This is a genomic window from Ornatilinea apprima (genome assembly GCF_001306115.1).
Classification (GTDB): Bacteria; Chloroflexota; Anaerolineae; order Anaerolineales; family Anaerolineaceae; genus Ornatilinea; species Ornatilinea apprima.
This window is the reverse complement of sequence record NZ_LGCL01000036.1, coordinates 43,724-67,956: the sequence shown is the minus strand read 5'-3', so window position 1 is coordinate 67,956 and position 24,233 is coordinate 43,724. Positions and strand designations below refer to the sequence as shown.

General features: G+C 50.8%; 22 protein-coding genes. 17 read left to right on the top strand and 5 right to left on the bottom strand.

The features are described from left to right. The first annotated feature begins 190 nt into the window (after positions 1-190). Positions 191-1,069, top strand: coding sequence for a patatin-like phospholipase family protein (locus tag ADN00_RS15215; RefSeq protein WP_075063859.1), 879 nt, complete (start codon positions 191-193; stop codon positions 1,067-1,069). Then, positions 1,053-1,805, top strand: coding sequence for an NYN domain-containing protein (locus tag ADN00_RS15210; RefSeq protein ID WP_075063858.1), 753 nt, complete (start codon positions 1,053-1,055; stop codon positions 1,803-1,805). Before ADN00_RS15215 ends, ADN00_RS15210 begins: the two co-directional genes overlap by 17 nt. A gap of 86 nt (positions 1,806-1,891) precedes the next feature. Here the strand turns inward: ADN00_RS15210 and ADN00_RS15205 are convergent, their stop codons facing one another. From ADN00_RS15205 to ADN00_RS15190, 4 genes are all read right to left on the bottom strand, one after another. Next, positions 1,892-2,494 (bottom strand): queuosine precursor transporter, encoded by a 603-nt coding sequence (locus tag ADN00_RS15205; protein ID WP_075063857.1) that lies wholly within the window; start codon positions 2,492-2,494, stop codon positions 1,892-1,894. Between the two features lie 117 nt (positions 2,495-2,611). After that, positions 2,612-4,141, bottom strand: coding sequence for a phosphonate ABC transporter, permease protein PhnE (phnE, locus tag ADN00_RS15200; RefSeq protein ID WP_082390187.1), 1,530 nt, complete (start codon positions 4,139-4,141; stop codon positions 2,612-2,614). Next, positions 4,138-4,944, bottom strand: coding sequence for a phosphonate ABC transporter ATP-binding protein (phnC, locus tag ADN00_RS15195; RefSeq protein WP_075063856.1), 807 nt, complete (start codon positions 4,942-4,944; stop codon positions 4,138-4,140). The genes phnE and phnC overlap by 4 nt, the downstream gene beginning before the upstream one ends. 156 nt (positions 4,945-5,100) lie before the next feature. Further along, on the bottom strand, positions 5,101-6,096 hold the full coding sequence (locus ADN00_RS15190; RefSeq protein ID WP_075063855.1) for a phosphate/phosphite/phosphonate ABC transporter substrate-binding protein: 996 nt from the start codon (positions 6,094-6,096) through the stop codon (positions 5,101-5,103). A gap of 209 nt (positions 6,097-6,305) precedes the next feature. Here ADN00_RS15190 and ADN00_RS20590 point away from each other — a divergent pair, with 209 nt between their 5' ends. The 12 genes from ADN00_RS20590 to ADN00_RS15130 all read left to right on the top strand — a co-directional run bounded on the left by ADN00_RS20590 (position 6,306) and on the right by ADN00_RS15130 (position 20,648). Further along, positions 6,306-6,545 carry an FmdB family zinc ribbon protein gene (locus tag ADN00_RS20590; RefSeq protein ID WP_407944722.1) on the top strand — a complete coding sequence of 80 codons (240 nt, stop codon included), beginning with the start codon at positions 6,306-6,308 and terminating at the stop codon, positions 6,543-6,545. Positions 6,546-6,558: 13 nt separating this feature from the next. Continuing rightward, entirely contained in the window at positions 6,559-7,377 is an 819-nt protein-coding gene (locus ADN00_RS15180) for an SDR family oxidoreductase (RefSeq protein WP_075063853.1), read from the top strand. A 98-nt stretch (positions 7,378-7,475) separates the two neighbouring features. After that, a complete protein-coding gene (gene argF / locus ADN00_RS15175) occupies positions 7,476-8,402 on the top strand; it encodes an ornithine carbamoyltransferase (protein WP_075063852.1) in 927 nt (308 codons plus the stop codon). Positions 8,403-8,418: 16 nt separating this feature from the next. Then, positions 8,419-9,624, top strand: a complete 1,206-nt coding sequence (rocD, locus tag ADN00_RS15170) for an ornithine--oxo-acid transaminase (protein WP_075063851.1) — start codon at positions 8,419-8,421, stop codon at positions 9,622-9,624. Positions 9,625-9,654: 30 nt separating this feature from the next. Further along, positions 9,655-11,118, top strand: coding sequence for a pyruvate kinase (pyk, locus tag ADN00_RS15165; protein ID WP_075063850.1), 1,464 nt, complete (start codon positions 9,655-9,657; stop codon positions 11,116-11,118). Positions 11,119-11,199: 81 nt separating this feature from the next. Further along, a complete protein-coding gene (locus tag ADN00_RS15160) occupies positions 11,200-12,327 on the top strand; it encodes a hypothetical protein (RefSeq protein WP_075063849.1) in 1,128 nt (375 codons plus the stop codon). Positions 12,328-12,337: 10 nt separating this feature from the next. Then, on the top strand, positions 12,338-13,840 hold the full coding sequence (locus tag ADN00_RS15155) for an MFS transporter (protein WP_075063848.1): 1,503 nt from the start codon (positions 12,338-12,340) through the stop codon (positions 13,838-13,840). Positions 13,841-13,950: 110 nt separating this feature from the next. Further along, positions 13,951-15,573 (top strand): maltose alpha-D-glucosyltransferase, encoded by a 1,623-nt coding sequence (gene treS, locus ADN00_RS15150; protein ID WP_075063847.1) that lies wholly within the window; start codon positions 13,951-13,953, stop codon positions 15,571-15,573. A gap of 175 nt (positions 15,574-15,748) precedes the next feature. Next, entirely contained in the window at positions 15,749-16,750 is a 1,002-nt protein-coding gene (locus ADN00_RS15145) for a LacI family DNA-binding transcriptional regulator (RefSeq protein ID WP_075063846.1), read from the top strand. Positions 16,751-16,874: 124 nt separating this feature from the next. Further along, on the top strand, positions 16,875-18,296 hold the full coding sequence (locus tag ADN00_RS15140; RefSeq protein WP_075063845.1) for an ABC transporter substrate-binding protein: 1,422 nt from the start codon (positions 16,875-16,877) through the stop codon (positions 18,294-18,296). A gap of 136 nt (positions 18,297-18,432) precedes the next feature. Next, the gene (locus tag ADN00_RS15135) at positions 18,433-19,557 is read left to right on the top strand and encodes a carbohydrate ABC transporter permease (RefSeq protein WP_075063844.1); all 1,125 of its coding nucleotides are present in this window, start codon (positions 18,433-18,435) and stop codon (positions 19,555-19,557) included. Further along, positions 19,554-20,648 (top strand): carbohydrate ABC transporter permease, encoded by a 1,095-nt coding sequence (locus ADN00_RS15130; RefSeq protein ID WP_075063843.1) that lies wholly within the window; start codon positions 19,554-19,556, stop codon positions 20,646-20,648. The genes ADN00_RS15135 and ADN00_RS15130 overlap by 4 nt, the downstream gene beginning before the upstream one ends. A 22-nt stretch (positions 20,649-20,670) precedes the next feature. Here the strand turns inward: ADN00_RS15130 and ADN00_RS20170 are convergent, their stop codons facing one another. Next, the gene (locus ADN00_RS20170) at positions 20,671-20,943 is read right to left on the bottom strand and encodes a hypothetical protein (protein WP_201781211.1); all 273 of its coding nucleotides are present in this window, start codon (positions 20,941-20,943) and stop codon (positions 20,671-20,673) included. Between ADN00_RS20170 and ADN00_RS15125 the strand changes: the two genes are divergently transcribed. The 3 genes from ADN00_RS15125 to ADN00_RS15115 all read left to right on the top strand — a co-directional run bounded on the left by ADN00_RS15125 (position 20,944) and on the right by ADN00_RS15115 (position 24,216). Next, complete coding sequence (locus tag ADN00_RS15125; RefSeq protein ID WP_201781210.1) at positions 20,944-22,686, top strand: alpha-amylase family glycosyl hydrolase; 1,743 nt, start codon at positions 20,944-20,946, stop codon at positions 22,684-22,686. Between the two features lie 204 nt (positions 22,687-22,890). Next, positions 22,891-23,337 (top strand): DUF4332 domain-containing protein, encoded by a 447-nt coding sequence (locus tag ADN00_RS15120; protein ID WP_075063841.1) that lies wholly within the window; start codon positions 22,891-22,893, stop codon positions 23,335-23,337. 84 nt (positions 23,338-23,421) lie between these two features. After that, the gene (locus tag ADN00_RS15115) at positions 23,422-24,216 is read left to right on the top strand and encodes a DUF1295 domain-containing protein (RefSeq protein WP_075063840.1); all 795 of its coding nucleotides are present in this window, start codon (positions 23,422-23,424) and stop codon (positions 24,214-24,216) included. Positions 24,217-24,233: the final 17 nt, after the last annotated feature.

Here is a 24,233-nt window from a genome sequence, read left to right as displayed (position 1 = left end):
GGTTATACTGATATGGACAGCTTCGTCTGTCATCGAGAGTTCCTTTCTTTGTTGTTTGTGCCAACTTCAATATTGACTGGAACTCTCTCTTTTTTCAACCCCTTCTATGGATTTTTGTGACTGTAACGTTTTTTAGCACCGACTTGACAGTCTAATCTTTCATCTAATACAATGGATCAAAAGGAAAAAAATGAAGTCGCATACAACAATCGGACTTGCGTTAGGTGGAGGTGGAGCGCGCGGGTTGGCTCATATTGGGCTGCTGGACATTCTGCTCAAGAACGGAATAACGCCTTCCGCGATGTCCGGAGCCAGCATAGGCGCGATCATCGCTGGCGCATTGGCAGCCGGGCATTCGCCCCAAGACCTGATGGACCTGGCAATCAAGCTCACAAAAACCAGGGAGATGGTAAAATTAGTGGACTGGAGCCCGCCCCGACGCGGGCTGCTCGAGGGCAAAAAGGTCAAAGCCTTCCTTGAATCCCTCTTCAAAAACTTGCGAATTGAGGAGCTCGCTTTTCCACTCGCGATCAACGCGGTCGACCTCTGTACCGGCCAGGAAGTCGTATTCACCCAAGGCCCACTAGTCCCGGCAATCATGGCCTCCATCGCGGTTCCCGGCATTTTCCAGCCGGTTAATATGGGGAGCAGGCAGTTGGTAGACGGGGGGGTTTTAAATAACGTTCCGGTTAGTTTGTTAATACCCTTCAATCCAGCCATCACCATCGCTGTGGATGTACAAGTCAATCCTCACATCGACCAGCATTGGAACGATCTGCCCAAATCACACGACTTTCCGGTTCCTATTCCAGAACTTTTCTTGGAAGTTTATCGGGCAGAAATGCTGATGCTGCACACGATTACGCAAAAGAACCTTGAAATGAACTCACCAGATATATTGATCTGCCCGAAAATTCCCGCGGAGATCACCCCATTCCTTGGCTTTTCCAGAGCGCCGGAGATAATCCAATGCGGCGTCCAGGCTGGCGAAGAAATCCTGCCGCACATCTGGGCGAGCCTGGAGAGAATTAACTATCAGGAGCAAAATAGCTATGACCGATTCAAATGAATCTGGCGCTGATCGCAGAATCGCGATTCTGATTGACGGTGACAATGCCCAACCTTCACTCATCAGCAACATGCTGGCAGAAACAGGTAAATACGGTCTCCTTACCATCCGCCGCATCTACGGGGATTGGACCACGTCCAACATGGGCGGCTGGAAAGACACATTGCAAACCTACGCCGTCCAACCCATCCAGCAGTTCCGCTATACCATTGGCAAAAATGCCACAGACAGCGCCATGATCATTGACGCGATGGATATTCTTTATGAGGGCGTGGTAGACGGCTTTTGCCTGGTCTCCAGCGACAGCGACTACACCCGCCTGGCCACGCGTATTCGCGAAAAAGGTTTCTTCGTTATGGGCATTGGTAAGAAAACGACCCCGCGAGCCTTTGTGAATGCGTGCAATGTGTTTGTTTTTACCGAAAATCTTACACCCGGCAAGACCTACACCAAACCGACCACGGGGCAGAAGACCAATGGTTCTGCTGAACCCGAAACACCTGACCCAACGCCGCTCCTCAACCGCGCCTTCGACCTCGCCGTGCAGGATGATGGCTGGGCATTTTTAGGGGTAATGGGCCAGCACCTGCGCCAGTTAGACCCCAGTTTCGACCCTCGTACCTACGGATTCAAACAACTATCACTGCTCATCCGGGCGTTGCCGAACATTTACAAAGTCCGCGAAGTGAAGCAAGCCAACGGCGCGTCCATCATTTCCGTCCGCCACAAAGATTAACCCCCCAAAAACCGATTATGAGAATCAAAAAAAGGCTGTGTTTTTTTCACCACAGCCCTTTTCATTTTCAAATACAAACCACCTTGTCATTTTTCGTTTTGATCGCGCACGCTGTAGATCAGCGGCAGGCTGAAAAAAGTGACCGCGCCTTTAATGATCACATTCCCCCAGAAAATCTGAATAACTGACGTCAGGGGCATCATCCCGAAGAAGGCCAGAAAGGAAAACATCGCCGAGTCAACCGGCACGCTGACCGCGTTGGAGACCAACACCCGCATCCACTGGTATTTATGGGTTACTTTTTCCACCCAAATTCGGTAAGCTTCCGTATCAATCAACTCGGCAACCACTTCCGCAGCGATACTTGCAAGAGTGATTCTCCAGACCGGCGCCAGAACCTGCCCCCAGATTTCGCTGGAACCGGCAGCCGTATCAGGTGTGAGTCGAGAGACAAACCAAAAATAAAACGCCATAAATAGATTGATTACTGCCGCGGCGATGATAAGCACCCGCACACCTTTCACGCCCAGCACTTTATGCGCCAGGTCGCGCAATGTGAAGGTGATCGGATAAATAAAGGTTCCGGCGTCCAGAGACATGCCAAAAACCCGCACAATTTGTAAGCTGGAAATATCGGCAAGCATTTGAGCCGCGATGTAACTGACACTGACAAGTAAAGCTGAAATCAATTTCGTTCCTCACCTGATTGAATAGAGATGCTATTTTATCAGAAGCACTCCATTTCGTCTATTTAGAATAAACGCCAGCCAAGTTGGCTGGCGTTCATTTTCAAACAAGCTTGGTTTCTATACAAACCGGTTGCGAATCTCAGCCGAAACATAATCCAAAATTGCAACAGTGATAGCGATAAACCACACCGCGATGCCCGCCGCGCTGTAATCCAGCAGGCGAATCCACTGGGCCAGCAGGAAGCCAATACCACCACCGCCTACAAAACCGATGATGGTGGACATGCGGATGTTAATATCCCAGCGGTAAATGGTGAATGACACAAACGGCGGGATGACTTGCGGCACCACAGCGTACATAATAGTTTGCAACCAGTTCGCGCCAGTCGCCTGAATTGCTTCAATCGGCCCATGATCAATCGACTCGATTGCTTCCGAGTACAGCTTAGCCAATGAAGCCAGCGAGTGCAGGGTCAGCGCCAGAATGCCCGCGAAAGGCCCCAACCCAACAACAATGACCGCGATGATGGCCCAAATTAGTGGCTCAATTGAGCGGATGATATTCAGAATGGTGCGCGTTATATAATAAACCGCCAGCGAAAAACGAGAGCCAGACATCAAATTGCGCGCGGCCAAAAAACTGATTGGCAGCGCCAACACAATGCCAAACAGGGTGGCCATCATGCCGATGAAGATCGTCTCAATGATCTTCTCAATCGCCAGCTTTAATTCGACGCTGGGTTCAGGGTCACCCACCGCAGCCAACTGCCGGACCTCAATCGTCCACTCCTGAGCTTTTTCCCCCGCCCCGCGAGGTAACAGCCGGTAAGGAAAGATAATCTCTACTGAGAATTTTCCGTCCGCGTCCGGCATCACTTTAACATAGTCACCCGCCTGTCGCTGGCGGAATTCATTCCCAATCGGGTCTCTCCACCACACTTCCCCTTCTTCGCCTGGCGCAAATCCTTCGCCTGTCAGCGTGAGTGTAGTGCCAGGTTCTCCATCTTGCTCGGAGGGAACACCGCAAGTGGGGTTTACCTTTAAAAATGGCCTATCCTTGTCCTCCCACACGTTTTCTGGATATGGAGTTTCTCCGCAGGGAGAAAGAATTTTTGCCGAGCTCACTGATAATTCTTCAGGATAGCTGATCGCCCGCTGCCACGGCCACAAAACACGCATCAGAGCCGGTCCGGCATCTCCCGCTTTGGTGAAGAAAGAAACAAGGTCAATCTGGCCAATTTGCCAACCAAACGCAAAAAACACCACAATCAGAAAGAAGAATAACCCCGTGCGCTGCTTTGCGGGCCTCTGCGCCATTTGGAAGGCATCAACAATGATCCAAAGGTACAAAAGCGCAATGCCGCCAAGCACCAACCCAATAAAGGGCTGAAGTTTGATGGCTTTATTCAGAATATTCCAGAAACCCTCGTCATACTTCGCAACGAGCCCAATTCGCCAGTAGAATAACCCCAACATCGTGGCAAAACTGGCCAGCAGGATCAAACCTCTAGAGAAGAAGCCCGCCAGCATTTGCCCCAAACCGGGAATAACGGCAGAAACAATCGCTGCAATAAAAGGCGGTACCAGGCTTGGCTTCATTTCTTCTGACTTTTTACCAGGGCGATTCACTTTTTGTTCGAGGTTCATGCCACGCCTCCTTCTGATTTCTTGAGGCTGCCCTCCAGGCCTGCGCCCATCCGCTCCGCCTCCTGGCCATAAATCTCTTTGAATTGCTCATCGGTGATCGACATGATATCTGCTTTATCGCCCTCATAGACGATCTCACCTGCCCGCAAACCAATCACCCTGCTCGCGTAGCGCTGCACCAAATCCAGGTAATGCAAAGAGCAGAGAACGGTGATATTGTCAACTTTGTTCAAATTTTCAAGATGCTGCAAAATCGAATGTGCCAGCACCGGGTCCAGGCTGGCCACGGGCTCATCAGCCAGGATCATTTTTGGATCTTGCATCAACGCCCGCGCAATGCCAACCCGCTGCTGCTGGCCGCCGCTTAATTCACTTGCGCGCTTATGCGCCTGGTCCAAAATCCCCAGCCGTGTAAGCGCCTGACGGGCTTTCTCACGGTCTGCTGGCGAAAACCGTCCAAATACGCTGCTGCTGGTCGCTGCGTAGCCCAACCGGCCAGACAGCACATTGGTCATCACCGAAGAACGTTTGACCAGATTGAAATGCTGGAAAACCATCCCAATTCGCCGCCGAACTTTGCGCAGTTCTTCACCTTCCAACTTCGCCACATCCACACCATCCCAAAGAATCTCACCTTCTGTAGGGTTGATCAAGCGATTGATGCATCTCAGCAAGGTAGATTTTCCAGAACCGCTCAAACCAATGATGACCAAAAATTCACCATCCTGAACGGTAAAACTGACATCCTTCAAAGCAACAGTTCCATCATCATACACTTTAGTGAGATGGCGTATTTCTAGCATGGCAATACTCCAGAAAATAGTTTGATTACCGGGTGATCGGTAAAAACAAATCGCAACAATAAACAGGATGATAAGGAAGCCTAAAGGTAACAGACCCTTAGGCTTCCTCTTTTAGACCTCAGGTAAGCATATTCTTACTTGAGATCATGCCTTTTGTTATTGCAGGTCTTCGACGTTGACGCCAGCGGCATCCAAAACCTGGCGGAATGGATCGTAGAAGGTGTCGTCTTTCGCTTCCAGACCACCCCACTGGTAAGCGGTATCCAACGCAGCTTTACCCTCTTCAGTTTCCGCAATTGCCAGCAAACCATCAATGATCGCCTGTTTAGTCTCCGCAGGCAGGCTGGGTGAGAACTGAACACCATCGTTCGGGATGTCAACCGAGATCTCGATAACCTTGATCACATCCATTACGTCCGGGTAATCCGCTTCAATGCGGGTGCGGGCATCCACATACGAGGAGCCGGCATCGCAGTCGCCATTGTAAACACCGGCAATCGCAGCATCATGCGAACCGGCATCCACAATTTGGGCCAGGTCGGTGTCGGGATCAATGCCCGCTGCTTTTAATGTAATGCTGGGAATAATCCAGCCGCTGGTGCTCAAGGGGTCAGGGCGGCAGAAGGTCTTGCCTTCAAGGTCAGCAATGGTTTCAATACCCGAATCGGCGCGGGTATAAATCTGACCATTATATACCAGGGATCCAAACCGAGAAGCTACCAGGCCAGCTTCAGCCACACCGCGTTCCGCGGCCAGAATGTACGCGAAGGTCGCAAGCGAAGCCATCTGAGCCTTGGGCGGATCGCTGGAAAGAGCTTCAATCACGCCGGCATACTCGGTGGCAACCAACGGCTCAATCACCAGACCGGTTTCTTCTTTCAGAAGTTTCGCCAGCTCTTCAAAACCAGAGACAACCCGCTCCGTCTCGCCGGAGGGCACAACAGCCCAAATGATCGGGTTTTCTTCGGTCCCGATCGCGGGCGGTTCAGGGGTGGGAACTTCTGTTGGGGGAACCTCAGTAGGCGGAACCTCGGTCGGCGCCGCAGGCACTTCGGTGGGTGCCGCAGGTGCTTCTGTCGGGGCGGCGCAGGCGCCCAAAACAAGAGCGCTCAGCATCAATACAGCAATGATTGAATAGACACGAGCTTTCATTTTTTCTCTTCCTCCTGATAAAAATTGTTCTTTCAAACCCTTGCGGGTATCAGCACAATACTCATATTAGTCTAATCTTCCTCCTTTCGCAAGTCGAATCAAATGAAAAACCCAGATTGGTACCATTTGCTAACAAACTCTTAAAGTTATTTGTTTTTCATTATTGACCAGTCCGAAACCCATCGCTAAAATCAGACTGAACATTAACAATGAGGGAGTTCCCAATGCCTATCTATGAATATCAGTGTCAAAATTGCCATGAAACTTTTGAATCGCTGCGATCCTTCGCGAAAGCAGATCAGCCAATCCGCTGTGCGCGCTGCGGAGCGAGTGACTGTAAAAGAATGATTTCCAAATTTTGCGCCCATAGCGAGGGGCTCAAATCGGTATCCAGCAGCGGCTGTTCATCTTGCAGCTGCCACTCGTGCGAATCCTGTTCCAGTCATTAAGGTCTAATTCAATATGAAATCGTTCGCTCATCAATTCGTCATGATTTCCGGTGGTTCCAGCGGAATTGGCCTGGCTTTAGCCGAAGAATTTGCCCGCCTGGGCGCCAATCTTTGTATACTGGCCCGCCGAGAAGAAATGCTGGCGCAGGCCGCCACCCGCATCCAACAGCAATTTGCTTCCGAGCAGCAGTGGGTAAGAACCATATCCGTTGACATTGTGGACCGTGCCGCTCTGCAAGAAAAGCTTAATGCCTGTATGCAATCGATGGGTGTTCCTGACCTGGTCATTAATTCTGCCGGCGTGGCACACCCAGGACATTTCGAAAACCTGAGCTACGAGATTTTCGATTGGATGATGAATGTTAATTATATGGGCACGGTGAACGTCTGCAAAACGGTGATCCCAGGTATGATTCAGCGAAGATCAGGCAAAATTGTTAACATCTCATCGGTTGCCGGTTTTTTAGGCGTTTATGGATACACCGCCTACTCCGGCTCCAAATTCGCCGTGCGCGGTTTTAGTGACGCCTTGCGATCAGAGATGAAGTTGCACAATATCCAGGTTCAAACGGTTTTCCCCCCCGACACCCAAACCCCACAGTTGGAATACGAAAACCAATATAAACCCAAAATCACCGAGGCTCTCTCCAGCAGCGCCGGTATCATGTCCGCCGAAAAAGTCGCTAAAAACATCATTCGGGGAATTCAAAAACACAAGCCCCTGATTATCCCCGGTTTTGAAAGCCAGTTGATGTTTTTCCTTTCCAATCTGCTTGGCGCCTGGATGTACCCAATCATGGATTTGATGGTGAAAAACGCATCCAAAAAATAACGCATTCACCTGACTTTTATCAGTTTTTATTCCTGAATCGTTCATGATATACTTCCAAGAGGATAAAAATTGTTGCTACATACGTGTTTGGAGGCCAAATGAATAAAGACTTTATTGCCATTTCTGATTATGCTCCTCAGGAGATTCAAGACATTTTAGACCTCGCAATTCGCCTAAAAGAAGAATGGAAAGCTGGCGGGAATCAGCCCATCCTTAAAAACAAAGTGTTGGGGATGATTTTCCAAAAACCCAGCTTGCGCACGCGTGTCAGCTTTGACATGGCTATGCGCCATTTAGGCGGCGACGCTCTCTATCTTTCTCCCAACGAGATCGGTCTTGGCAAACGCGAATCCATTGCTGACATCGCCCGTGTGATGTCTGGTTATGTGAGCGCCATCATGGCTCGCGTTTTTGACCACCAACACGTTGTCGAATTGGCAAAATGGTCCAGCATTCCAGTGATCAATGGCCTGAGCGACTATAACCACCCTTGCCAGGGCATGGCCGATGCCATGACCATTCTGGAATACAAAGGCACCCTTAAAGGGAAAAATGTTACTTTTGTTGGCGATGGCAACAACGTGGCCGTTTCCTTACTGCACGTTTGCTCCATGCTTGGTGCAAACTTTACCATTGCCGGCCCAGAGGGATTCGACATCCCACTCAACGCCCTGGAAGTCGGCCAAAAATTCGCCGCCCAAAGCGGCAGCAAAATTCGCTCCATGCGCGACGTTCATGCCGCGGTTGCCGATGCGGATGTCATCTACACCGATACCTGGACCAGCATGGGGCAGGAAGAAGAAACTGCCAGGCGCGAACAAGCATTCGCGTCTTACCAGGTGAATGCCTCGCTCGTCGCGGAAGCCAAACCAGACGTGATTGTGATGCACTGCCTTCCCGCCCACCGCGGCCAGGAAATTACCGATGAAGTAGCCGACGGGCCTCACTCAGCGCTGTTCCCGCAGGCTCACAACCGTCTGCACGCTCAAAAGGCGATCCTTGTCCATCTACTACGAGAAGATTGATTAATAGGAACCCCAAATGATAAATTCGATTGATTACATTGAGCTTGAAGAGAAGTATGGTGCGCATAATTATCATCCGCTTGATGTAGTCTTAGAGCGGGGAGAAGGGGTTTGGGTTTACGATGTTGAAGGCAATCGATATCTCGATTGCCTCAGCGCGTATTCCGCCCTTAACCAGGGTCACGTTCACCCTCGCATTTTAGAAGCCATGATGAATCAGGCCCGGCAGCTTACTCTCACGTCCCGGGCTTTCCGCAATGTTCAGCTTCCTCAACTGTATAAAGAGCTGAGCGAACTGACCGGTTACGAAATGGCCTTGCCGATGAACAGTGGCGCCGAAGCTGTTGAAACCGCCTTAAAAATCGCCCGCAAGTGGGCTTACGCGGTCAAACAAATCCCAAAGTACCAGGCAGAAATCATTGTCGCCGGGAACAACTTTCACGGCCGCACAATCTCGGTCATATCTTTTTCCACCGAAGAACTCTATAAATCCGATTTTGGCCCATTCACACCCGGTTTCATCGCTGTAGAGTACGGCAATCCCGAAGCTTTGGAACAGGCCATCACGCCGCATACCGCGGCAGTTCTCATCGAACCGATTCAAGGAGAAGCCGGCGTTATCATTCCTCCTGCCGGGTATCTTGCCAAGGTACGTGAAATTTGCAAACGCAATCGCGTTCTGATGATTGCGGACGAAATCCAAACCGGGCTTGGTCGCACAGGCAGATTATTCGCCTGCGATCACGAATCCATTTGCCCCGACATGGTTATTCTTGGCAAAGCCCTGTCCGGCGGGTTTTACCCCGTCTCGGCTGTGATCGGAGATCAAGATACCATCGGCCTGCTGCGTCCCGGTGAGCACGGATCCACGTTTGGCGGCAGCCCCCTGGCTGCTGCGATTGCCCGCGAATCATTGAAAGTCATCGTTGAAGAGAATCTGATCCAGAATGCCGAAACAATGGGTAATTATATTGTGTCGGAACTGAACAAGACCACCTCCGATCATGTCAAAGAGATTCGCGGCAAAGGGTTGTTGATTGGCATCGAATTAAAGCCCGAAGCCAGAGGAGCCCGGCGCTTCTGCGAAGTGCTCAAACAAGAAGGCTTACTGGCCAAAGAAACTCACGAAAATGTTATTCGCATCGCGCCCCCGCTGATTATTGACCGACCCACGGTGGATTGGGCGATTGGAAAAATCCTGGATGTGCTGCAAATGCCCTGATCGGATTCAAAAGAAAAGGATCACAAGCAAATGAAAACTGGGAAAAGGACCAAAATCGTGGCCACAATTGGGCCCGCCAGCGAAGATCCCGCCACCATTATGGCAATGATAAGAGCCGGCATGGATGTAGCGAGATTGAATTTTTCGCACGGCGATCACGCTGAACATCAGAAGAGAATCGCCACGATTCGCAGTCTTTCCAACCGTTTGGAAAAACCCGTTTCCATTTTGCAAGACCTGCAAGGCCCAAAATTACGCGTAGGAGACCTTCCAAAAGAAGGTCTACTGCTGGAGCCTCATCAGAAAGTGTACCTGGCGTCCACCGAAGATACCCAGGTTTCGGAGTTACCCCCAGACATCACCCACTTCATTCCGCTTGACGTCCCCGACCTAAAAAATCAACTCAAGGCGGGTGACCACATCATGCTCAACGATGGGTACCAGGAATTGGAAGTTGTTGAAGTCGGTGATGGATTTATTGAAGCCAGCGTTGTTCAGGGTGGCAAACTCACCTCCCACAAAGGGGTCAACTTCCCTGGTGTCAATCTCAACATTCCCGCATTCACCGAAAAAGACCGCGAAGACCTTCAATTTGGTCTTTCGCAAGGCGTGGATGCAATTGCGATGTCATTCGTGCGCACAGCGAAAGATATTGAGACCGTCCGGAAAGCTATGCAAGAATTTGACCCCCAGCGCGCCGACACGCCCATCATCGCCAAACTTGAACGGCCCGAAGCCATCCAGAATTTGTCAGAAATTTTGCGAGTCGCAGACGGGGTAATGGTTGCCCGTGGCGACCTGGCAGTCGAAACCTCACCGGCGATTGTCCCAGTCATGCAGAAAAAAATCATCACTGAGGCCAATAAACATAATCGCCTGGTGATCACCGCCACCCAAATGCTCGAATCCATGATTCAGAATCCGCGTCCCACTCGCGCCGAAGCATCAGATGTCGCCAACGCGATATTTGATGGAACCGATGCGGTCATGCTGTCGGGTGAAACCGCTATGGGAAGCTTTCCTATCCGCAGCGTGGAAATGATGACCAGCATCATTGAGACCGCCGAAGAAAACTTCAGCCAATGGGGTCAGATTCCTGCCTGGTATGAAGAGCCGACCGATTCAGACGCTATCGCGACCACCCGAGCAGCCAATGAACTCGCCAGAGATCGCAATGTCGCTTGCATTGCCGTTTTCACCCTCACCGGTCACAGTGCCATGCTGATATCAAAAACGCGCCCCCACGTACCAGTTGTCGCGCTGACACCCGTGATGGAGACCTATCAACGCATGAGTATGTATTGGGGCATTACGCCATTTTTAGTTCCCTATACATACACTGTTGAGACAATGGTCACCCAGGTTGATGCCATTTTGGTATCGAATAAGATCGTCAAACCATGCGACCAGGCCGTCATCATCACCGGCCTGCCGGTGGGAGCCATGCGCCCGCCCAACCTGGCCTTGCTGCACACCGTTGGCGAACCGGTTTAAGGAGCTTCTTCCAGCTTTTTCACAAAGCGCATCGAATCAAATTCGCTGCGCTTTTTTTAAGAATCTACTTGCAGGTGGAAAATGAACTTTCGAAAAATCAATACCGCCTCATCGCAGGACCGTCAGGCGTTTATTCACTTCCCCTACCAAATCTACAAGGATACTCCCCATTGGGTCCCTCCCCTGGATTCTGAGCTGCACGCTGCTATGAACAGAAGTGAGCACCCGTTCTATCGGCATTCAGAAGCCGATTTTTTTGTTGTCGAGAGCGAAGGCCAGGTTTTGGGTCGCATTCAGGTCATTTACAACCAAAACTACTGCCAGCATCACCAGAAACAGATTGCCTTTGTTTATTATTTTGAATGTGTTGATGACCCCCAGGTCAGCCAGAAGTTATTCGATGCCGCTGCCGTTTGGGCGCGTCAGCGAAACCTCACCGGCATCCTGGGGCCCAAAGGTATGCTGCGATCCGCCGGGCACGGCTTGCTGCAACAAGGGTTTGAAGACGACCCCGCAATGGGCATCCCCTACAATCCGCAGTATTACAACGCGCTCTTTGAAAAGTATGGATTCACCAAAGAAACGGACTATTTTTCGGGTTACCTCGATACATCAATGGTCCTTCCCGATAAACTCTTTGAAGTAGCCGAAAAAGTAAAGCAACGTGGTAATTTCTGGGTCAAGGGCTTTTCGTCGCTTGCGGAGATGAGAAAATGGATACCCGAGCTGGATAGCGTTCACGAACAGGCTTTCCGCACCAAAGCGAATTATTATCCTTCCACCCCGGCAGAGTTTACCTTTATGGCCAAGACTATGCTGCAGGTGATGACCCCCGACCTGGTTAAGCTCATTATGAAAGGCGATCAAATCGCCGGCTTCATTCTAACTTATCCAGACGTATCGCAAGCCCTCAAAAGAATCAAAGGCAAGTTGTTTCCCTTCGGTTGGGCCGACGTGCTTATGGAACAAAAACGCACGCGCCGGCTCAACATTAACGGACTTGGTATCCTGCCTGAATTCCAGGGGCTGGGCGCGAATGCGCTCTTATATGCCGAATTAGACCGCACCATCCGCTCCGCCAACCGTTTCGACCGAGCTGAGATTGTTCAAGTAGATGAGCGCAATTTTTTGAGCAAATCAGACATGGAACGGATGGGTGTGATTTGGAATAAAACCCACCGCAGCTACACCCTCCAACTCGCAGAATAAGGCGGATTCCATGCAGGCAGACTCCTCCACGACAACCCTTACAGAAGCCCCCCTTGAAAAGCTACCTCTCTTCCAGCGCGTCATCTATGGCACTGGCGACTGGGGACGGGCCAGTTTTAACACCCTGCGCCAATTTTTCTACGCCATCTTCCTTACCGACGTTGTTGGGCTCGACCCGCGTCTGGCTTCTTTTGCCGCGTTGATCAGCATCATCTGGGATGCCATCAACGATCCGATCATTGGCGCGGTCAGTGATAATGTCCGCACGCGCTGGGGCCGCCGGCGTCCATTCCTGCTGGTTTTTGCCGTCCCATTTGCGCTGGCTTTTCTTTTGCTTTGGTGGGCCCCACCCTGGCAAACCCAGGCAATGCTGATGATCCATGTAACCCTGGCCTACATGGTCAGCGATACCATTCAAACCCTGATTACTGTTCCCTACCTGGCACTCACACCAGAACTGGCACCCACCTACGACGGACGTACCTCGCTAACCAGTATGCGCATGTTCTTCAACCTCGTTGCGTCGCTGGTAACAGCGGTTGCTGCCCCATCCATCATGGACGGAGCTTTGCACGCTGGCCTGAGCCAGCAGCAGGCTTACATGACCATCGCGGCCATTTTTGGCGGCGCGGCCATTTTGCCCTATCTAGTTATCTTCTTTATTGTGAAAGAAAAGCAGCCTTCAGAAAACATCCAAACGGAGACTTATACCTTTCGCGGCACCTTAAAGCTGCTCTGGCAAAACACCCCATTCAAATTCGCCACGGGTATATATGTGCTGAATTGGATCGCTTTCGATATCGAAGGGCTAATGCTGCCATTCTTCTTGCTCTACATCGTTGCGCAAGGAAATTTACTGGCAAAAGTCGACTTTTTCGGCGCGTCCATCGCGCTGGAGTCGGTTGTCTTTGGTGTGCTGCTGCTGGTTGCAACCCTTTCCATTCCCATCTGGAACAGGCTGGCGCATCGTTTTAGCAAACGATCCGCCTACATCATTGGTATGGCTTTCTGGATTGTGGTGCAATTGTTTGTCTTTTCCATTCAAGCCGGCCAAATTCAACTAATCATCGTGCTGGCAGCCCTGGCAGGCCTCAGCGTTTCCACGGCCCACATCATGCCCGAAGCCATTTTCCCCGATGTAATCGATTGGGACGAACTGCGCACAAACAAACGGCACGAAGGCATGTATTATGGGGCCATCAATTTTATTCGTAAATTGAGCAGTGCGATTGCCACCTTTATTGCTCTGCAGGCACTGGGGTGGTTTGGTTACCAATCCCCCCCGGCCAACACAACCACATTTTTACAGCCTGCCCAGGCGGTTAACGCTATTCGCTTCATTACCGGGCCGGTAATCATTATCTTGCTTCTATTTGCCATTCTGTTCGCCTGGAAGTATCCACTATCCCGCGAACGGCAGAAGAAAATTCGCACCATGCTCAACCGCCGAAAAAATCGCAAAGCCGCTCGTCTTCAGCCCACCGTTAGCAGAGATATGACCCCAAAGATGTAATTTACCGCATGATCAACTATACAAAAAGCCGAACTGGTTATCAGCTTCGGCGTTTTTTGGTATGATTCGTAGTAACAAACAATATCCCCTTATTTCGGATTGGAATGACAATGACTCCTTCGAATCTATGGTACAAAGATGCAGTTTTTTATGAGCTGAACCTGAAAGCTTTTTTTGACGGCAATCATGATGGACACGGTGATTTTCAGGGCGCCATCCAAAAGCTGGATTATCTAAAGGACTTGGGGGTGGATTGTATCTGGCTGCTGCCCTTCTACCCTTCTCCTTTGAAAGATGACGGCTACGATATCTCTGACTACTACAATGTTCACCCCAACTTTGGCACCCTTGAGGACTTCAAGGAATTCTTGCATGCCGCCCACAGCAAAGGAATGCGCGTGATCACCGACCTGGTGCTGAACCACACCTCCGACCAGCATCCCTGGTTCCAGGCCGCTCGAAAAGATCCCAATTCGCCGTATCGCAACTACTATGTGTGGAGCGACACCGACAAGAAATATCAGGACGCGCGAATCATCTTCCTGGACACCGAACCCTCCAACTGGAGCTGGGATGACGAAGCAAAATTGTACTATTGGCACCGCTTCTACGCCTCTCAACCCGACCTGAACTACGACGACCCTGGTCTGCGGGCTGAAATCTTAAAAATCCTCAGCTTTTGGCTGGAGATGGGCGTCGATGGATTTAGGGCGGACGCGGTGCCCTACTTGTTTGAGCGCGAAGGTACCAACTGCGAAAACCTGCCCGAAACGCTGGAGTATCTAAAAGAACTGCGCGCATTCGTTGACCAAAACTACCCAGGTAGAATCTTGCTTTGCGAAGCCAACCAGTGGCCTGATGATGTGAGACGCTATTTCGGTGACGGCGATATTTTCCAAATGGGCTTCCATTTCCCGGTTATGCCGAGAATATACATGGCTATGCGCAAACAAGACAGCAGTGACCTGCGCTGGATCCTTGACCGAACCCCTTCCATCCCTGAAAATTGCCAATGGTGCACCTTCCTACGCAACCATGATGAATTAACCCTTGAAATGGTTACTGATGAAGAGCGCCAGTGGATGTGGCAGGAATACGCCCCGGAACCGCGCATGCGCCTTAACCTGGGCATTCGCCGCCGCATGGCCCCTTTACTTGACAACAATCAGGCCAAAATTGAACTTGCCAATGCCCTGCTTTTCTCTCTGCCCGGTTCGCCCATCATATATTATGGCGATGAAATCGGCATGGGAGATAACATCTGGCTTTTCGATCGCAACGGCGTGCGCACCCCCATGCAATGGAACGCCGGCAAAAACGCCGGATTCTCCACTGCAGATCCGTCTGCCCTTTATCTGCCAGTCATTTCCGATCCGGTATATGGATACCAACAGGTTAACTTGGCCGACCAATTGGAGAAGCCAGATTCAATTCTCAATCGCATCAAAAAAATGATTGCGGTCCGAAAAGCCAACCCCACCCTGAGCCAGGGAGATTTTCGCTGGGCAAACGTTAATAATCCTGCTCTAGTGGCGTTTTACCGCTCCGATCAACAGCAAACCATTCTCATCCTTATCAACCTTTCAACTGCAGAGCAGCCAGTAACCTTACCTCTTGATGCCCACATAACCGCCTTTGAAAACCTCTTCACGCAAAAGAAGAGCGCCCTATCAGACCAACAGCTTCAATTGCAAATTCCTCCATTGGGTTATTTCTGGCTCAAATTGTCATAACCTAACCAACAATGGTAATAGTCCAGCGGTCCCCTGATACCCAGGAGACCGCTTATTTAATTCTTAATAATCTCCCGTTAACTATTGACTTTAAGATTGGTTTAATGTATCATGAAAGTGCTTTCATAAAAGCAACATCAATTTTTCCTAATTAGTTATTCAGAAATGATAGAGAATGTCAGGTAGCCGCCCAACGATCTATGACGTCGCGAAAAAAGCCGGAGTGAGCATTTCTACCGTATCGCGCGTCCTGAATAGTCCGAACAAGGTCAATGCCGAGACCCGTGTCGCGGTGATTGACACCATTTCGGAGTTGGGTTTTATTCCCAAAGCAGAAGCCCGAGCGCGGGCCTTAAAAAATTTGGGGCGAATTGGGGTCATCACACCTTTCTTTACTGAGCCATCCTTTGTTCAGCGACTTCGTGGCGTGGCTTCGGTGCTTTCCAGTTCTCAATACGAATTGGTCGTCTTTTCTGTCGACTCCATCACAAATTTGAACAGCTACCTCGAGACGATCCCCCTCACCCGCAATCTGGATGGCCTTATCCTAATTTCTCTCCAATTAACCGCCGAACAAGCGGAACGCTTGAGTAAACACAATATCGAAGTAGTATTAATCGAATACCCCATGTATTCTCTCAACTGCCTGGAGATTGATGATCAATCAGGTGGAAGAATGGCCGCCAACTATTTGCTGCAAAAGGGGTATACTAATATTGCCTTCATTGGCACTGCGGACACAGTAGAATACGGTATTAATCCCATTTCGAGCCGCTTGCTTGGCTTCATGAATCGCCTTTCGGAAAGCGGCATTACTCTGGATGCGCACAGCATCCACTACGCCAGCCATGATATTGAAGCAACTCGAGTGCTGGCCAAGAAAGTCCTCATGCAGCCAAATCCCCCAGCAGCTATCTTTGCGGCAACCGACCTTCAAGCCATTGGTGTATTGCGCGCAGCCAAAGAATTGAACCTGCGCGTCCCCCAAGACCTTGCAGTCATTGGATTCGACGACCTGGACTTGGCTGAATATTTTGGGCTGACGACCATTCACCAACCGTTGGATGAATCCGGTCGCATCGCGGCTGAATTACTCATCAATCGCATCCAAAATCCCGACCGGCCCGCGCAGCACATACGCTTACCGCTGACGCTAATTGAGCGGGAAACCGCTTGATCACAATTTCTTTGAAAGGAGGTGGTTATCGGATACAAAGAAACTAAAATCGTTGTTCTAGCAAGTCGAATTCAAGAAGTATCAAATCTGGCAAAGTGTTGGAAAACAAATCTCGGAGGAGAAAATGAAAAAATCAGTCTGGCAATTAATTGCCGTGTTGGTTGTGGCCGCAATGGTTCTGGCCGCTTGCGCGCCCGGACCCGTTGAAACTGAAGCCCCAGTAGAGCCTACCCAGGCTCCGGCTGAACCGACCAAAGCTCCCGAACAACCCGCTGAAGCCCCTACGGCTGAACCCGTGGTTGAAGAGCCCGCTTCCTTCTTGGAAGCTGCGTTTGCTGGTGAATACTCTGGCACCGTTGTTACAATGGCCGGCCCCTTCACCGATGAAGACGCCGTGAAATTCAACGCCGCCGTTGCCGACTTCGAAGAGAAAACCGGCATCGATATTCAGTACGAAGGCTCGAAAGAGTTCGAAACCACCATCTCCATTCGTGTGGATGGCGGCGACGCTCCTGATATTGCCGACTTCCCGCAGCCTGGCCTTCTGGCCAACTTCGTTCGCGATGGTAAAGTCGTTGATGTAAGCCAGTTCCTGGATATGGAAAAACTGCAGGCCAACTACAACCAGTCCTGGTTGGATATGGCAATGATGGAATCCCCTGATGGCGAAATCATGGCCGGTGTTTGGCAGCGCGTGAACGGTAAAAGCCTGGTGTGGTATCCCAAAGATGACTTCGAGGTCGCTGGCTATGAAATCCCCCAGACCTGGGACGAAATGTTAGCCCTCTCCGACCAGATCGTTGCTGACGGCGACACCCCGTGGTGTATCGGTATCGAATCCGGTACCGCCACCGGTTGGCCGGCGACTGACTGGATGGAAGAAGTTATGCTGCGCACCACCTCCCTCGAAAACTATGACAAGTGGGTATCTGGCGAATTGAAATTCTCGTCCCCCGAAGTCAAGGCTGCTGCTGAAAAAGTGGGTGAGATCTGGCTGAACGACGAATATGTCTACGGCGGTCGCGCTTCCATCGTCACCACCTTCTTCGGTGACGCCCCGGCCCCCATGTTCGAAGACCCGGCTAAGTGCTACTTCCACAAACAGGGTAACTTCATCACCAGCTTCTTCCCGGCTGGCGTCGAAGCCGGTGTTGACTACGGCTTCTTCTACCTGCCTCCCATCGACGAAGCCTATGGCAAGCCTGTGCTCGTAGCGGGCGACATCATGGCCATGTTCAATGACCGCCCCGAAGTTCGCGCTGTCATGGAGTTCTTCACCACTGGCGCTTCGGTTGAGTCTTGGGTTCGCTCGGGCGGCGCGATTTCGCCCCACCTCGACTCAAGCCTGGACTGGTACTCGAACGACGTAGACCGCGGCGTGGCCGAGATCATCCTCAACGCCACCAGCCTGCGCTTCGATGCCTCAGACCTGATGCCCGGTGAAGTTGGCGCTGGCTCATTCTGGAAAGGCATGACCGACTGGGTAAGCGGCACCGTTGACCTCGACACCGCCCTGGCAGAAATTGACGCGGCCTGGCCGAAATAACCAACCCAATCAGAGGAGAATTCTCTCCTTAAGATAAGTCTGTACGTTGAGAAGCAGGGTAGCCATGCAGGTTGTTATCCTGCTTCTCTTTTCAAAGTTAGCAATCAGAATCAAATAATTAAGAACAGGAGACCACATGTCTACGAAAGGAATTGGTAACAGAGAGAGCATCTCTTCCCCAATTGACTGGTTGGCATCCAGCCTGGGGCGGATTCTCATCTCCATTTTCGTACCCATATTAACTTTTATTGGTCTCTGGCAGGGCTTTCTCTTCTTGCGAGATAGTAATGCGCCGCAAATCGTTACCGCACTGGTCGCCATCATTTGGGGTGTGGGTGGCGTTGCCATCCTCTACATTGTCTCGAACTGGTTAATTGAGCAGCTGCCTGACGTTTGGACCCGTCGTCTTTCACCGTTCGTTTTTGTTGGCCCCGCTGTTGCTATCCTCACCTGGTTCTTATTCCTGCCAACCCTGCGAACATTTTATCTCAGCCTGTTCAACAACAACTCTACTGTTTTTGTGGGGTTGCAAAATTATGTGGCCGCCTTTACCGAACGTGCGATGCTCGAATCATTCCGCAATAATCTGTACTGGCTGGTTATCGGCACCTCGCTTAGCGTCATTTTCGGCTTGTTAATCGCTGTTCTGGCCGACCGCAGTTCTTTTGAATCCATCGCAAAATCGCTCATTTTCCTGCCAATGGCCATTTCCTTTGTTGGCGCGGGTGTTATTTGGCGCTTCATTTACTATTACCGCCCGGCAAACATGGTTCAAACTGGTTTGCTCAATGCCATTGTTACCCTCTTTGGTGGTGAGCCTCAAGCCTGGACTACCCTGTTGCAGCCCTGGAACAATTTCTTCCTGATCGTGATCATGGTCTGGCTTCAGACAGGCTACGCGATGGTCATCTTCTCATCTGCCATCAAAGGCGTTCCGGAAGAGTTGCTCGAAGCCGCGCGCGTGGATGGTGCCAACGAATTTCAAATCTTTTTCAAAATCATCATCCCCCAGATCCAGGGCACCATTATCACCGTAACGACCACCATCGTCATTTTCTCCCTGAAAATCTTTGACGTTGTGTTGGTGATGACAGGCGGACAATACGGCACAGAGGTGATTGCCACGCAGTTTTACCGGCAGTTCTTCTCGAACCGCAACTTTGGTTACGGCTCGGCAATTTCAATTGTCTTGCTCATTGCGGTCATCCCGATCATGATTTATAACCTCAGCCAGTTTGGCAAGCGGGAGGTGTTCAAATGAGCCAGTCGAAACGAAAATTCTGGTCAAAGTTTTTTGTCAACTTCACCCTTTTGCTCATATGCCTGGTCTGGACAGTACCCACCATCGGTCTTTTGGTTTCCTCGATCCGCACCCGTGAAGACATCGTCAATTCAGGTTGGTGGACAATCTTCCCGCACCGCGAATTTAAGACGGTAGAATCCGTCAGTCTGCCAAAAGAGGTCGATCTTGAGCAGCCTATTCAAGTAGCTGGCGCAACAGTGACTGACCGGCAGCTTCGCGACGGGTATGTCACCCCAAACGGCCAGAAACTGATATGGGAGAATCGCCGCCAGAGGATTGTGAGCGTCCAGGATAGAGTATGGGCAGCAAACACCAACTTCACCCTTGACAATTACCAAAACGTATTGTCCGGAAAAGAGTATCAATATGTTGCGCCCGATGGCAGCACAAAAACTGAAAAAGGTGATGATCTCTCTCAAGCTTTCATCAACACCATTGTGGTAACTGTGCCGTCCACAGTCATTCCCATCCTGATCGCCGCCTTTGCGGCATATGGTTTCGCGTGGATGCGCTTCCCTGGCCGCAAATTCTTCTTTATCATCGTGGTTGCGCTGCTGGTTGTGCCGCTGCAGTTGGCCCTCATCCCGATCCTGCGCGACTATGTAAAGCTGGACCTGAACGGCACTTTCCTCGCCGTCTGGCTGGCACACACCGGTTTTGGTTTGCCCCTGGCCACCTATCTGCTTTACAACTACATCAGCACCATCCCCAGAGACATTTTCGAATCAGCCTTCATTGATGGCGCATCGCATTTCACCATTTTCCAGAGACTGGTTTTGCCGCTTTCGGTTCCGGCATTGGCTTCCTTTGCTATCTTCCAGTTCATCTGGGTGTGGAATGACTATTTGGTCTCCCTGGTCTTCATCGGCAGCAAGCCAGCCGTACAAGTGATGACCATGCGCCTGGCGGATATGGTGGGTTCGCGCGGCCAGGATTGGCACGTGCTCACCGCCGGCGCGTTCGTTTCAATGATCCTGCCCCTGGTTGTATTCTTCTCCTTGCAGCGTTACTTTGTGCGCGGCCTGATGGCAGGGTCTGTCAAAGGTTAGATTTGGTTGGTCTCCTGAATCGCTAACCGGCGAGATTATCCGTCTCGCCGGTTAGAATACCCAGGCACCCAGCCAATGGGAATGAGTGAAAATGGAAAAAGCCATCCATTACCAAAACAAGGCCCTCCTGGCGCTGGATCGCCTGCGCCCCCGTATTGAAGAGCAATTCAAAGCAGAACGCCAGCGATCTCCCGAAGATTGGCAGGCTTTCAATGCTCGCCTTGAGCGCCATTTTGAGACCCTTTTCTCTCTTCTCCTCCAGCTCTACGCAAATCAGCACGATTTCTATTTCCATTTGGAAAAACTGCTTCAAAGCCTTGCGCAGTCCTGGTTTGCCCGCCCCGCGGACTTGAAACAGCTCGACTTGAGCCGCGAATCAAATCCTGACTGGTTCCAATCCAATCAAATGGTTGGCGGTGTCTGCTATGTAGACCTGTTTGCTGGCAGCCTAGAGGGCATCCAATCCAAAATTCCCTACTTCCGCGAATTGGGGCTGACGTATCTGCACCTGATGCCGTTATTTAAGTCTCCCGACGGCGAGAATGACGGCGGCTATGCCATCAGCAGCTACCGAGAAATCAATCCATCGATAGGCACGATGAAGCAACTGGCCCAATTATCACGCCAGTTGCGTGAAAACGGCGTCAGCCTGGTGCTTGATTTCGTTTTCAATCATACATCCAACGAGCATCAATGGGCGCTTAACGCCATTGCTGGCGATCCTGAATATCAGGATTACTACTTCATGTTTCCAGACCGGGTAATGCCTGACGCATACGAGCGCAACCTGCGCGAAATCTTTCCCGAACAACGCCCAGGGTCATTCACCTACTTACCGGAAGTAAAAAAATGGGTCTGGACAACCTTCAACTCCTACCAATGGGATTTGAATTACCAGAACCCGGCTGTCTTTATCAGAATGGCCGAAGAGATGCTCTCATTGGCCAATGCCGGTGTTGAAGTGCTGCGCATGGACGCGGTTGCATTCACCTGGAAAGAAATGGGAACGGTCTGCGAAAACCTGCCAAAAGCGCATATCCTCATACAGGCTTACAATGCCGTTGCGCGCATCGCAGCCCCCGCTTTGCTCTTCAAATCCGAGGCCATCGTCCACCCCGACGAAGTCGTTCGTTACATTTCGCCCGCGGAGTGCCAGCTTTCATATAATCCTCTCATCATGGCCCTCCTTTGGAACACCCTGGCCACCCGCGAAATCAATCTTCTCAAGCAGGCCCTGGTCGAACGCTTCTCCCTGCCAGAGCACACCGCCTGGGTAAATTATGTGCGTTGCCATGACGATATCGGCTGGACATTCTCAGACGATGATGCTGGTCGTCTTGGCATCAACGGATACGATCATCGCAAATTCTTGAATGCGTTTTATACCGGCCGTTATCCCGAAAGTTTCGCCCGCGGCTTGCCTTTCCAGGAAAACCCGCGCACCGGTGATGCGCGCATCTCCGGCACATGCGCCTCTCTGGCTGGTCTGGAAAAAGCCCTCACAGAAAATTCAGAGGAAGAAATTCAGAACAGCATAAATCGCATTCTCCTCTTGCATCGGGTCATCATGACCATCGGCGGCATCCCCTTGATCTACCTGGGAGACGAAATTGGCACGTTGAATGACTACAGCTATAGAAACGACCCGGCCAAAGCCTCAGATAGCCGTTGGGTTCACCGTCCCCGCGCAGACTGGTCAAAATACGAAAATCGGAATAATCCAGGGTCTGTAGAATACCGCATTTTCCAGGAGATGCAGAAGTTCATCCGCATCCGCAAAACTGAGCCGGCACTGGCCAACGGGCATATTCAGGTCATGGATACCTGGAACCCGCATGTTTTAGGGTACGTCCGAAGCACAGCTAAAGAGCGTCTGATCATACTTGCCAATTTTTCTGAGAAGCCGCAGGAATTGGATTTTAACCTGCTGAGATTGTACGGCCTGGGTTACACATTTGAGAACCTGATTACCAAAGAAAATCTAAACCTTGAACAACTGCGTCTTACTCCTTACCAATTCCTGATTCTTCGCGCCTGAAGCGTATATTTTCTCATCAATATACTGGTAAAATGGTCTTAGCCTTATACGCTAGGCTATTTTTTCTTTACTGAAAAAAAATGGACGGATGTTAAAGCCGGCATGTGGAATTTTGTTTTCGCCCTGCCAGAAACCATCCCCCATTACTTCAGGCAAACAGATAACGAGGTCACCCGATGAAGTGACCAACTAAGGGAAGCTATCATGAAAAAAATGATCAAAACAATGAAACGAACTGTCTACTTCTTTGCAGCCGGTTTTGGGCTGTATGTGGTGATCAAACAGCTCATCGAGCAGCAAAAAGAAGGATGGCCGTCATTATCCACTTCCCCGAGGCAGCAAAGCCGGTTGCAAGAAATTAAAATTGCGCCTACCGCCCCCCAAACGCCCGTCACTCCCGACAATTTGAAGCAGGTGGAAGGGATCGGTCCCAAAATCGAGATAATTCTCAATAGCGCGGGGATTAATACCTTCCAGCAGCTATCGGAGTGCAACCGCTCCGAACTGGAGATCATTTTGAAGAAAGCTGGAATCCGCCTGGCCGATCCGCAGACATGGCCCAATCAAGCCCGCCTTGCGGCCAACGGTGAATGGGAACAGCTAAAATCGTACCAGGCCACGCTCAAGGGCGGAAAAGTCATCAGCGAATAACCCCAACACGCCAACTAAAGCTGATACAAGCATTCACCCCGTTGATCGGGTTCGAGTAGAATCAAATCAACAGAGGAGTGAAAAATGGGTATCCAGCAAGCTGTTCTTTTAACCGGCGTTTTCATCTTTGCTTATATGACCGCCATCTGGGTCGCCAGCCTGGCCCTCAAAAATACCAGCATTGTCGATATTTTCTGGGGACTGGGGTTTGTCCTAACCGCCTGGCTGGTGTTCATGGTCGCCAGCCCCATGTCATGGGCGCAGGTCTTACTGTTGATTCTGGTATCCGTTTGGGGGCTGAGACTGTCAATCTACATTTTCATCCGCAATCGAAATAAACCTGAAGACTTTCGCTACCGTGCTTGGCGTGAGGAACATGGCAAAAGCTGGTGGTGGTACAGTTATTTTCAGACCTTTATTCTCCAGGGCGTCTTAATGTGGATGATTTCAACCCCTCTCACTGCCGCCATGATCAGCACACAGCCAGGCATTTTGCCGCTCGTGATTGCTGGTGGATTGGTATGGTTGTATGGTTTCTACTTTGAAACCGCCGGAGATGCCCAATTATCGCGGTTCAAAGCCAACCCAGAAAATAAAGGGAAAGTCCTTAATACCGGCGTCTGGCGCTACACCCGCCATCCCAACTATTTTGGAGACGCTGCGCAGTGGTGGGGTTACTATTTGATTGCCGCCTCGTTGGGGGCGTTCTGGAGCGTTTTCAGCCCCATTTTGATGACGGTGCTTCTCTTGCGGGTGTCCGGTGTCGCGCTTTTGGAAAAGACACTCAAAGAAACCAAACCACAATACAAGGAATATATTGAGACGACCAGCTCATTCTTCCCCTGGTTTCCCAAACATCCATCCAACCCAAATGAGTAGAGAAGCGTTTTTCAAAC